Source organism: Sphaerochaeta globosa str. Buddy (assembly GCF_000190435.1).
Lineage (GTDB): Bacteria > Spirochaetota > Spirochaetia > Sphaerochaetales > Sphaerochaetaceae > Sphaerochaeta > Sphaerochaeta globosa.
Window position 1 is genome coordinate 1,260,356 of record NC_015152.1, and the last position, 12,162, is coordinate 1,272,517.

A 12,162-nucleotide genomic window follows, 5' to 3' on the forward strand; every position below is an offset into this window, starting at 1 on the left:
TTCAGTTCCTAGAGCCTGAAAAGCAAATCGTCATAACTGGGGAACGGCCAGAATGTCTTATCCGTGTAGGTTTCCATGAGGTCGAGATGGCTTCTCAAGTTTTGCATTTGTGAAACTACTTCATCGCGATAGATTTGTGCTTGTTTGAGTACTTCATCCTTGTAGGAAAGAGCCTTGGCAATACAGACATGCAACAGTTCCGTTCCTTCGATTGCCTGATTCAAGGCGTTTTGGACCGTAGAAATTGTCTGCCGCTGAATTGCAACCTCAAACCCTATGGCCTCTTGTTTCGCAATGGAGTCAGCAAGAGTGCCAACGTAGCGTATGACTGAAGGAATGACAAACTTTCTGCACATTTCAACCATGATGGAAGCTTCAATATTGATCTGTTTGCTGTAGGTCTGCAAATTGATTTCCAGCCGTGAGGAGATTTCCGATCGGGTAAAAATCTTTTGCTTTTCAAAAAGCTCGATGCTTTTCTCGTTTACCAACTGAGGCAGTGCACTTACTGTATCCTTGAAATCAGGAAGGCCTCTACTAAGGGCTTCTTCCTTCCATTCCTTGCTATAGCCGTTGCCGTTGAAAACGATTCGTTTGTGGTCCTGATAGAATTCACGGATGATTGCATGCGACTCGAGTGCGATATCCTGTGCACCCTCAAGACGGAGGGCGACTTCTTCCAGAACATGGGCAACAGCAGCATTGATATAGATGTTGGGATCGGCCATCGATTGAGAAGAGCCTACCATACGATATTCAAACTTGTTTCCGGTAAAGGCGATGGGGCTGGTGCGGTTGCGGTCCGTCAGATCCTTGGGCAGCTGCGGCAGCATGGTCATACCCATTTTGACGAACTGGCGGTCACTCTTGGCACAGCATCCTTCCATGGTAATGGTATCGAGAATGGAAGTAAGCTGATCACCCAGGTATATGCTGATAATGGCTGGAGGCGCTTCGGATGCACCCAGGCGATGGTCGTTGCCGGCCGTTGCCGCTCCACAACGGATGAGTGGGGCATACTCATCCATCGCTTTGATGAATGAGGTGAGGAAAATCAAGAACTGGAGATTGTCCTCCACATTGCTGCCCGGTGCAAGCAGGTTGGTCCCGTCTTCGGTAGAGAGCGACCAGTTGTCATGCTTGCCCGACCCGTTGACACCCAGAAAGGGTTTCTCATGCAAAAGCGCTACCATGCCATGCCGAAGTGCTACCATCTGCAGTACATCCATCAACAGCTGGTTGTGGTCGGTGGATAAGTTTGCAGCATCGTAGACGACGGCAATCTCGAACTGGTTGGGAGCAGCTTCCTTGTGCTGTGTCTTGCTGCTGATACCGAGCTTCCACAGCTCATAGTTGAGCTCGCTCATAAAAACCGTAACACGGTCTCCGATAGTCCCATAGTAATGGTCGTTGAGCTCCTGGCCTTTTGCTGCGAGGTTTCCCATGACAGTCCGACCGGAGAGCCTTAAGTCGGGTCTCTGATCGTAGAACTTCTTGTCCACCAGGAAGTACTCCTGTTCAGGACCGATATTGATTACAACTCGTTTCGCCTTGGTATTGCCCAACGCCCTGAGGACTCGCAAGGTCTGTTTTTCCAAAGCCTGATTGGAACGCAGAAGGGGCACTTTCTTGTCCAGAGCCTCTCCATTGTAGGAGAAGAATGCAGTGGGGATGTATAAGGTTTTTACTCCATTCACATCCTTGAGAAAAGCAGGTGATGAAGTGTCCCATGCAGTGTAGCCTCGCGCCTCAAATGTGGCCCTGAGCCCTCCATTGGGGAATGAGGAAGCATCGCCTTCGCCTTTTATCAACTCTTTGCCGGAAAATTCCAGCAAGACTTTTCCCCCCTTGGTAGGGCTGATGAAGGAGTCATGCTTCTCAGCGGTAAGCCCGGTCAACGGCTGGAACCAATGGCAAAAATGCGTTGCTCCCTTGGAAAGGGCCCATTGCTTCATTGCACTGGCAACATAATCAGCAAGCTCACTGGTAAGTTCGCGTTGACCACGCTGGACCTCTTTCAGCTCCCTGATGGTGGGGTCGCTGAGATATTTACCCATTTCTGTTTCAGTAAAGCAGTTGATGCCGTAGAAATCGGTAACCGGGGTTTTTGCGTAGTCGATATCGAACATGATGCCCTTCCTCCCTAATCGTATGTTTCTGACAATACACACTTTTGTAGGAGTATTGCAAGAAGAGAAGCTTCTTAGCTGATTCTAGATAGTGTCGATTGGTGTGATATTGACAGTAATGGTATCAGAGTAGAGGCCTGCAGGAGCCATTTCAGCTTTGAAACTATCGACCCTTGTAGCTTCGATATCCCTGATAAACGTTCCGTTGTTCAGCCCGGTCCAACTGATCGGCGATCCTCCTAGTACATCCTGGCTGTTGAACCGCAGTGTATAGGGAATGGCATATTGGTTGGTAATCCCATCCAGATGCAGGCTGAAACTGGGACTGTTGTATTGGTTGGTGAACACAACATTCACCCCATATGTTTTTGAGGTGAGTGCATTGGCCACACTCAGTTGGGCGCGGGCCACCTTCGCAATACTTGTTCCATAGGCACCCGTGATAGTAAAGCTCTGCTCATCGAGAATGCTGAGCGTGTACGTAACCTGGCTTACCGGCTCTCCGTAGGGGACAGGCGGGGGAGGGGCGGACGTGCCACTGCTCAAGATTGGGGTGGTATCGGTAGGGCTGCTGTTGTTCACGGGAATAAGGGTGTCATTCCCAGGCCAATAGCCGCCGCCGTTATCGGCGACAGCCACTTGGAAACCTCCAAAGGTGCCGCTGGTAAGCGTGTACTGAGCCCCTGGCTGGAAACGCCTCCAATCCTGGTCGCTTACCAAATACAAGTCGGCAATGAACACTGCAAGGTTTAGATTGCCGTTTTCTGTACGCAAGGGTTGCGACCCGTCACTTTGGTATAACGGATTGACCTGGGTGGCACCCTTTACTGTTGATACTGCGTACAAGGTGAAGTAGGTGGCCTGATTGTTGTAAATAGGTAAGCCGGTTTGCCAATCATTGCTCCAGGTGATGGGGCCGGTGAACTGAAAACTAGTCGAAAGGTTTATGTTGAGAATGTTGGGATCAAAGAGTTGGCTTCCCCCAGTAGTAATCGTCAAGGTACCCATATGGGCAACCAGCTTGTTGGAATTGAGCGGACTGAATCCTTGCTCAAAGTAGAGCACATCCTTGGGTACCCACGTAGCAGTAATCTGAGCAGACAGGTGGGCAGATAACAATAGTAGGCATATTAGCAAGAGTGTCCGAATTTTTCCCATATCCTTATGCTACCGAAGAAGCTTTCATAAGACAAGAGGATGTTGTTGAATAAGCAGGGTTCATTTGATTCTGAACGAAAGAGGGTAATTTTTCTCCAAGCTTACGGGGTAGGCGTATTGACTACTCCTATGCTACTTTAGCTGCCTTCAGGAGCCCTTTGCACAATACCCTGGTCTATACCGGCAACTCCAATTTTCTTTGCTTTGAGAATTCCTTACATTTCAAAATTCCCACCCCCAAATCTATTGGTACTCTGGATAACTTTGCCCCTAGCGGCTGTTAGTGTACGGATGTACCTCTACAGATCCCTCAAAAGAGAGGTAGGTGATGAACAATCTATTCTCCAAAACAGCTATAAAAGCTTATTCATAATAGCGTACAAAATGGGTGGATGCAGTTGCCTTTTTGGTAGTGCAGAAAGTTCCAATGCAGGAAAAGGTGTATTGACAATTTATAAATGGGTTTCACATTCCAGCATGCTAGGGAATCGATATCTTCTTATGAATTGGTCTAGGTGTGACATACCAGAAATGATGAATGTATGTCCTATCCTTTTGTTTAAATTACAAACCAACTATTATAAAAGAGTGAATTTCCTTAATAGTTAAGGATTAGACAGACAGTTACTCAATGGTGTATACTTATTACTATTCCAATATGGACTACAAATAGTCCTTGGTACCATGGTTGTTGAAATTAACCTATAACATATGACATATCATGTGCGTAGTAGCAGTATGATAGGTGAATATGAAGGAATGAATGGATATGAGAGCAAAATTGATCTTAGTAGTGCTTTTATCAAGTGTGGTATTTCCACATTTGTTTGCTGCCGTAGTAGCGACATATGTTCCAGAATCACAGATTACTTTAGAAATTGCTCCCGGGCCATTTACCAGTGATACGGTTTTAGGGGCAAAACTGGGCACATTTATTATCACCTCTACAACGGGAGAGATTTATACCCCCTCGCTGGTAAATATTGGTGAAGCCAGCGATGGCATACAGGTTACTGGCTTAATGAAGGACTACCAAAACGGCCCATTTGTGCAAAACACCAATACGTTTTATATCATCAGCGCTGCATATCCAAGTGGGTTGGGTGGAGAGCCTGTACTCCAAACGCTATACAACAACCTGTGGCCGATTATTGATTGGGATTCCAACACGATAACCCAGTCGGTTTTCTATGTTGAAATGTATCTGGTAAACACGAATAAAACAAATCGGAACGCCCAGAGTCTATGGCGGAAAGCACAGTTTTTCAAATTGGATTCTCCATATCTCCTGCCTTCCGGTTTCAACCCACGATTCAGTGTAGCCGTTGCTATGGATGAAGACACAAACTTGGGATCATATACTAATGATGATGGTACTGTGAATGAAGTTGAAGGGGACTATGTCGTAACCGATAGTGTTGATGGCCCGGACAGTACGCCAATCATCGGATCAGGCGGGTATACCAATCCTGATGATCCTGGTTCTCCAGGATTCTATTATGGGGATGTTCCCCTCTTTCCTACGTTTTATTTCAATTTTTTTGAGCCTGAAGTCTCTTTTTCTTTGGAGTCAGCTTTTGGGAGTGGAAAAGTAACAGTCAACCAAGCAATTATTCAAGTGGATAATGGGGTAGCAGGAGATACGTATACAAAAAATTTGACCTTTACCGACACCAGTACTGCCACCAGTTTTCAACTTTTCCCTTCAATTGGATCAGCTTCTCCAATCGATTACCAGCTCTATTTGGACAATGATCCAATCACCAAAGGGACGCCATTTCTTTGGCAAAATATTAATCCAGGACTAAATGCCAAGGATTTGATGATCGGTGGTATCAATGAATCTGATGTTATCAACAAGGTCAGCGGCACATACTCGGGTACGATTACGGTAACAATTAGCACACCCAACTAACCGCTGATTCTTGATGCTAACCGTTCATGTACTAGTCTTAGCTTTTTCAGTATTAGTTCGATGGTAAGTTTTTCCTGCAGGATCATCTTTATCAAAAACCTATTTTGAATCTCTTCCAAGAAACGAAAGCAACGGTTGGTAGTCTCTTTGTTTCCCAAGTTCAGTTCGAAGTAAACCTTTCAGCAGAGGATGACAAGGACATTGCTTACGATGAGAAAAGTCTCCCATTTCGCCTCCACCTACGTGGAAGCTCAGTCCTGAAGCCTGGGGTATTCCATCCTCTCGGCAGCAATCTTCAACGAGCAGACTCTTGCCAAAGGGCTATGGATTAGGCTTTAGTTGCCCTGGCTTTCAATTCCAGCGCAACCAGCGATTGCTGGTGGGTTCGGTAGCCACACATTGGATGTGCATTTTTGTCTTTATCAAATGAAGGTCTAGGGATCTTGATACTTTACACAATTGTGTTTCAATTGCTCAAATCATTATAAGTAGAGAATGTAATTTCAAAACTACAACTTGATAGTGTAAGAATTTAGTGATATAAAGAAGTTTGATGTGGCTTCGTTTATGCAAGGAGTGTTTTCAAAGGAAATACTATCAATGATGAAGAGAAAGCGATATTTCTTATGTCTACTTCTCATAACACTAACTGTCAGTGTGCCGCTAGTTGCTTTGGTTCTCGAAGCGTCGTATGTACCGGAATCTCCCCTGTATTTGGAACTTGCCCCTGGTATTTTTTCCGATCAGTCGGTTGTAGGGACTAAATTAGGGACTTTTATCATCACTTCTGATGGTCCGTTCTACAATCCATCATTTCTCAATACCAGCGAAATTGGAAGTGGAATTACCATGACAGGACTCTACAAGGATTGGGAAGGCGGAGCTTATACTACTCGAACATATTTACCTTTCAAGGTTTTAAGTGTTTCCTATCCTACTGGTTATGGGGGTTCCCCAGTTATTGAAACCTTATATGGTGATAAATGGCCTATGATTGAGCAAAATAACCAGTGGGATGGTGTGACAATTACAGCAAAGCCTTTTTATGTTGAGATTTATTTGGTCAACACTAATTCTGATAATGGCAGAAGGTATGATGCTTCTTTACCTGCAAATCTAGGCACCGATGGCCGATTCTTCAAACTTGACACGCCGTATATCATTAATGGTTCCTTTAGTCCCTATTTCAGCATCGGGGTTGCTGTCTCTCCCGAAATCGGAGTAGGTACCTATGCAAGCGGGGCCAACAGCACAATCACTGATCCAACTGAAGGAGTCTATGTATCCGTAGAAGGGATTACAGGTCCGGATTCAACACCAATTCTCAATCCGAGTTCATTCACTGCTGTCCCCGGAGATCCAGGGACTCCGGGGTTTTATTATGGAGACGCGCCGGAACTCCCAACATTTGTTTTTAACTTCCATACCCAGCAAGCATCTTTTTTACTAGAGTCAGCAATTAGTAATCAGAGGTCAGTAGTGAATCAAGCAAAAATTGAGGTACTGAATGGAGTGTCAGGGACTTATTACACGCAAATACTTACTTTCAACGATAACAGCCCTACTAACCCAGAATTTTTACTCCTGCCTCTCGATGGGCAAGGCCTTCCAATTAGTTACAAACTTTTTCTCGATACTCAACACATTATCAAGGGCACTCCCTACACCTGGGAGAATCTGACGTATGGCAGTAATTCAAAGGACCTGATAATCGGGGAAATCAGTCAAACAGAGGTTGATTCGAGAGCGAGTGGGATTTATCAGGGCACGATAACCGTGACAATCACTACGCCCAACTAACTGCCGTTTCTCGATGTCAACCGCTCACGTAACAGCCTAAGCTTGTCGACCACCTGTTCGGAGGAAAGTTCCTTGGCAGGGTCCTCCTCATCGAAAAGGGCCTTGGGAATCTCCTCGAGAAAGCGGGAGGGGAGGCTGGTTACCTCATCATGCCCTTTCTTGCGTTTTTCGCACGTGCTGATGATCAGGCTGCGGCGTGCACGGGTAATAGCCACATAGAACAGGCGTCTCTCTTCATCAATATTGGCAGGATTCTCCTCGATGGCCCGTGCGTGGGGTATGTATTGGTCTTCCACCCCAGCCAAGTACACGGTATCGAACTCGAGTCCTTTTGAAGCATGGATGGTCATAAGGGCTATCTTGCCTGCATCCTCCTGTTCAGTACTCTCCTTGCCGGCGAGACTGATGCGGTTCAGATAATCGAAAATTGAGGCCTTTGCATTCTCGGGGTTGCGTTCCCATCGAGCAAGCATGTCGCACAACATGTTGATGCCCTTCATTTTATAGGCAACAACGTTCTCGTTGTCCGGATGCTCAGCCTCAAGATATGCCTTGTATCCGATTTCCTGGATAAGCGTGCGAAGCACCATGTTGCGCTGTGTTCTTGTCTCAAAGAGTTGGTGATGATACTCCTCAATGAAGTCGGCAAACCGCTTGAGGGTTTTCTGCATCCCTTCCTTGATCTGCCCATCGGTTGCAACCGACATGAGCGTCAATGCACTATACAACGAACAGTGGTGGTCATCGGCCACCTTGCGCATCTTTTCCAGCGTTGTACGTCCGATTCCCCGTCTAGGAGTGTTAATCACCCTCAGAAGGTTGATATCATCGTCCTGGTTGGCGATTACCTTCAGGTAGCTGATGATGTCACGAATCTCCTTACGGTCGAAAAAGCTCTGCCCGCCGGTTACCTGGGAAGGAATACCGCGTTCGGTAAACTTGGTTTCCAAGGAATCGATGAGGCCGTTGGTTCTCACCAGAACCCCGAAGTCGGAGAAAGGTCGGTCCTCTTTCTTATGTATCATCAAAATCTCATCGGCGATGACGGAAGCTTCATCCTCATCATTGGCGGGGTGGATCAAACGGATTGAGGAGCCTTTGCCGCTGTCGGTCCACAGCTTTTTCTCCTTGCGCACCTGGTTGTTTACAATCAGGGAGTTCGCTGCCTCCAAAATGGTGCCGGTCGAACGATAATTGCGCTCCAGCTTGACCTCAAGACGCTCGGGGAAGTCCCGTTCGAACATCACCAGGTTTTCGTAGTTCGCTCCACGCCAACTATAGATGCTCTGGTCGTCATCACCTACAACACAGAGGTTGCGGCTCTCTTGGGCGAGCAATTCCACCATGCGATACTGGGATAGCGATGTATCCTGGAATTCATCAACAAGGATGTGGGTATACCGGCTTCTCAAAGCCTCAAGGACTTCGGGTCTTTTCTCAAACAAGTCCAATGGTTTCATGATCAAATCATCAAAGTCGAGCGCATTGTAAGCCTTCAGATGTTTTTCGTACTCACTATAGAGGTTCTTGATTTTGTCTGAAGCATTTGCCCCAAAAACCTTGCGTTTCGTCTTGATATCACTGAAAAGCGAAGAGAGTTCATACAGGTCGAAGGTTTCGACCACGTAATCGAGGTTCTGGATAACCTCCTTGATCAAAGCCATGCGGTCATTGGTGTCATAGATGGTAAAGTTGTTTTTGAAACCAAGATATTGGATGTATTGTTTCAATACGCCCATGCCGAACGAGTGGAAAGTGGTGGTCGTCAGCTTCTTCAGCTTGAGATTGGTCAGTGAACGGATTCGTTCTCCCATCTCCTTCGCTGCCTTATTGGTGAAGGTGAGGGCGAGTATCGATTCTTCCTTGATGCCGTTCTGCAGCATGTTGGCGATTCGATAGGTGAGCATACGGGTTTTCCCGCTGCCGGCTCCTGCAATGACAAGCAGCGGGCCATATAGGGTTGCAGCAGCTTTGCACTGCTGGTCATTGAGTTCCTTCTCTATATTGAAATACATGATACCTCAGATTCGTTTGATAAATACCGAATCGATTCCTACCCCAAGCGCTACCAACGAGGTGACAATCAGACCGGAGACGATAACACCGCCGAATACTGCCATCATGGTCTTTCGCTTGTCAAGACCCAAAATCCAGGAACCCAAGGTCCCCGTCCACGCTCCGGTTACCGGAAGGGGAACTGCAACGAAGAGCAAAATTCCCCAGTATCCGTACTTGTTGACCTTTGGGCTCACTTTCAATTGGGCTTTGGCGACAAAACGGTCGAAGAACGAAGCGTACCAGAGCCAATGGGCATGGAAGACCTTATGGAGGGTAGCCAAGAACGTATAGGCGATCGGTGCTACAAGAGCATTGACAAAAATGCACAACGGGGCGGCAAGGAACAAGGAGACGCCGTTGAAATAGGCATACGGGATAGCCCCGCGCAACTCACTGATGGGAAGCAAGGAAAGCAGGATACTGATAAAAAGTGTGGATGGTTCCATAAAGCAATCCTTTAGGAGGTAATGACTTCATCGACAGCGATGGCTGATGCCGGGCAGACCTCATGACAACAATAGCAACGTATGCATACACTTGGGTCGATAATGATGCGTTTATGCTCCATCGTCAAGGCATTTGCAGGACAGATGTCAATGCACTTACGGCATTGGATACACGGATCGGGAAGAAAAACAGGGGCCTTGCGCTCCCGCTTTACCTTCCAGCGGACATATTTGCCTACTAGGAAGGGAATGATCAGGGAGTGGAAGAACCGAGTCTTTTTATCCATCTCAATGCGAAGGAAATCGGGGAGAATGAGCTGTCTTGCATCCAAAGCAGGATAGACGGTAGGAGCCGAACCCAACGAGCGTCTGAGCCCTTCGGCAATGATGGGAATGCTCTTGGGCTCATACCCCATGATGGTGGCTTGGGCATAATCAAGGGCAAGAGCATCGCAGCTGGCAAGCAGCAGTCCTACATGCCGCGGTCTCCCATTGGCAGGACCGGGGCCTTCCATACCGATAATGCCATCCATCAGACTGAAGGAAGGTTTTACTACCGTAGCGATGCCGACCATCAGGGCGGCAAACTGCTCCCTGGTGGGAAATTGGACATGGCACGGACTTTTGTAGAGGTTGGGAACCAACCCGAAAAGGTTTTTTACCGCCCCTGTGGTATACATGAGTTGATGGGTCTTGAACTTGGGAAGAGAGAACACCATATCCACTTCATCCAGGATGGAAGCAAGCGGCAACTGCTTGCCATGGGTATAGGGGATGGAGGTAAGGCGGGGTTGCTTGGTAAAGTCGACCCATTCGGCTCCTTCCTGTGTACAGACTTCGTAGATGCCGCAGGCCTTGGGCAGAAATGAAGGTTTTTGCAAACCGGGTGAATCGCCGATCAGAATCCGCTTTGCCCCCTGTTCTTTCAACAGCCTCACCATCGATCGAACCACCTGGGAATTGGTGGTGATAGAGCGGTCTTCCTTGGCATCGGAAAGGATATTCGGTTTGAGCAGGATGGTCTTTCCTGCAACATTCGGCATATTGGCTAGCAGACAAGCCTCGTGTACGGCGGCATCGACTGCAATCTGGTCATAACTCTCGCAACGTACAATGGCGACAGTGCTCATACTGTTCTCCTGATCAGGCAAAAATAGAGAGGTCCCCGTCCCGAAGCAGTATCGCTGAGGATAATGGAACCATGACGGCAGCTTTCGCTCGAGGGGGGATCAAGTTTTTCCAAGGTAAATCGACCCTCGCGTTTGTCGAACAGCTTATCGATCACCATCTCATTCTCCATCGGATTGATCGAGCAGGTGCTATACAGGATATAGCCCCCCACTTTCACCGCTTCCAAGGCTGAAGCAAGCATGGCAAATTGCTGGATGGCAAGGTGCTTCGGCCGCGATGGAGACCAGATGGCCAAAGCCTTAGGGTCTGAGAGGACATGGCGTTCACTCGAGCACGGAGCATCGAGTAAAATCCGGTCATACTTGTTTTGCTCGTAGAGCGACCAGCGCGTTGCATCGTGGCCGGTAACCATAATTCGGGTGAATAGCTCTTCAGGCAAATGCTCCTTAAGCACTTGCTTCAAGCGTCCCCTACGAGTCGCGGAACGGTCGTTGGCGACCAGACTTCCTTGTGTTTTCAAAGCAGCCGCCATGACCAGTGACTTGCCTCCGGGGGCGGCACACATGTCCAGTACAGAATCTCCATCCTGGACCCCGAGCAACTTTGCAGCAATGACTGATGCTTCATCAAGATAGTAGGGTTGGGTTAATCCTTCTTCAAAAGCGATCGGTTTCCGCTCGAGCAGCAACGCTTGCTTCAGTGACTCCCACCGTCCTTGATACAACTGAGCATAGTACGATTCAAATGCATCAAAACCTTGCTGTTTTCCCTTCTGTTTGGCCATGGACTGACTGTATCAACTTTTTGGGCTCTTGTGAACCTTTTTGACCTATGCTATGCTCAGCCATGGCATACTTTACCGCATTCCTCGAAGGAATAATCAGTTTCATAAGTCCCTGCATTCTGCCCATCCTGCCACTGTATTTTTCCTACCTTGCAGGCGGGGTGGTTCAGAAAGACCAAGAGAAGGGTGTTCTGCTTAAAAACAGCATTGCCTTCGTCGTCGGGTTCACGATTCTTTTTGTTGCCCTCGGGGCAGCTTCGACAACGGTAGGAAAGTACCTAAGCACACACCTGTTGCTGCTCAACCGCATCGGCGGGGTTCTTGTCATTCTTTTCGCCCTCAATAATCTGGGATTCGTCCTCATTCCGGCTCTCAACGATAATCACAAAGTCCAGATGAAAAGTCTGAAAAATATGAACATACCCAAATCGATGTTGTTCGGTCTGGTGTTCGCCATCGGATGGACTCCGTGCGTCGGGCCGCTGTTGGGCTCGGCCCTCATGATGGCTGCGAATGCAGAACTTGTGTATAAGGGGATGCTCACCCTGTTCTTCTATGCAATGGGGTTGGCAATTCCTTTTCTCTTTTCAGCCCTTTTGCTGGAGCAGCTCGAAGGTGTGTTTTCAACCATCAAGAAGCATGCCAAACTCATCACCATCATAAGCGGACTGTTCCTTTTGGCCTTCGGCGTTGCCTTGACCCTTGGATTCAACCCAGCCGCACTCTTTTTATAGGAGTCTC

Annotated in this window: 9 protein-coding genes; 3 read left to right on the top strand and 6 right to left on the bottom strand. The window is 47.7% G+C overall.

The window, feature by feature from the left end:
• Positions 1 to 8 precede the first annotated feature (8 nt).
• Positions 9 to 2,129: a glutamine synthetase III family protein gene (locus SPIBUDDY_RS05945; protein ID WP_013606850.1), complete on the bottom strand. Its 2,121-nt coding sequence runs from the start codon at positions 2,127 to 2,129 to the stop codon at positions 9 to 11.
• A gap of 84 nt (positions 2,130 to 2,213) precedes the next feature.
• The gene (locus tag SPIBUDDY_RS05950) at positions 2,214 to 3,287 is read right to left on the bottom strand and encodes a hypothetical protein (RefSeq protein WP_013606851.1); all 1,074 of its coding nucleotides are present in this window, start codon (positions 3,285 to 3,287) and stop codon (positions 2,214 to 2,216) included.
• Between the two features lie 769 nt (positions 3,288 to 4,056).
• Between SPIBUDDY_RS05950 and SPIBUDDY_RS05955 the strand changes: the two genes are divergently transcribed.
• Entirely contained in the window at positions 4,057 to 5,202 is a 1,146-nt protein-coding gene (locus SPIBUDDY_RS05955) for a hypothetical protein (RefSeq protein WP_013606852.1), read from the top strand.
• A 600-nt stretch (positions 5,203 to 5,802) separates the two neighbouring features.
• Positions 5,803 to 7,002: a hypothetical protein gene (locus tag SPIBUDDY_RS05960; RefSeq protein ID WP_013606853.1), complete on the top strand. Its 1,200-nt coding sequence runs from the start codon at positions 5,803 to 5,805 to the stop codon at positions 7,000 to 7,002.
• Here the strand turns inward: SPIBUDDY_RS05960 and SPIBUDDY_RS05965 are convergent.
• Genes SPIBUDDY_RS05965 through SPIBUDDY_RS05980 form a run of 4 tightly spaced genes read right to left on the bottom strand, consistent with a single transcriptional unit; the run spans position 6,999 to position 11,421 of the window.
• Positions 6,999 to 9,017: an ATP-dependent helicase gene (locus SPIBUDDY_RS05965; protein WP_013606854.1), complete on the bottom strand. Its 2,019-nt coding sequence runs from the start codon at positions 9,015 to 9,017 to the stop codon at positions 6,999 to 7,001. The two genes, SPIBUDDY_RS05960 and SPIBUDDY_RS05965, sit on opposite strands and share 4 nt — an antisense overlap.
• A gap of 6 nt (positions 9,018 to 9,023) precedes the next feature.
• Positions 9,024 to 9,506, bottom strand: a complete 483-nt coding sequence (locus tag SPIBUDDY_RS05970; protein ID WP_013606855.1) for a COG2426 family protein — start codon at positions 9,504 to 9,506, stop codon at positions 9,024 to 9,026.
• 11 nt (positions 9,507 to 9,517) lie between these two features.
• Entirely contained in the window at positions 9,518 to 10,636 is a 1,119-nt protein-coding gene (locus SPIBUDDY_RS05975; RefSeq protein ID WP_013606856.1) for a DUF362 domain-containing protein, read from the bottom strand.
• Positions 10,633 to 11,421 carry an RsmB/NOP family class I SAM-dependent RNA methyltransferase gene (locus SPIBUDDY_RS05980; RefSeq protein WP_013606857.1) on the bottom strand — a complete coding sequence of 263 codons (789 nt, stop codon included), beginning with the start codon at positions 11,419 to 11,421 and terminating at the stop codon, positions 10,633 to 10,635. The genes SPIBUDDY_RS05975 and SPIBUDDY_RS05980 overlap by 4 nt, the downstream gene beginning before the upstream one ends.
• 62 nt (positions 11,422 to 11,483) lie before the next feature.
• Between SPIBUDDY_RS05980 and SPIBUDDY_RS05985 the strand changes: the two genes are divergently transcribed.
• Positions 11,484 to 12,155, top strand: a complete 672-nt coding sequence (locus SPIBUDDY_RS05985; protein ID WP_013606858.1) for a cytochrome c biogenesis CcdA family protein — start codon at positions 11,484 to 11,486, stop codon at positions 12,153 to 12,155.
• Positions 12,156 to 12,162: the final 7 nt, after the last annotated feature.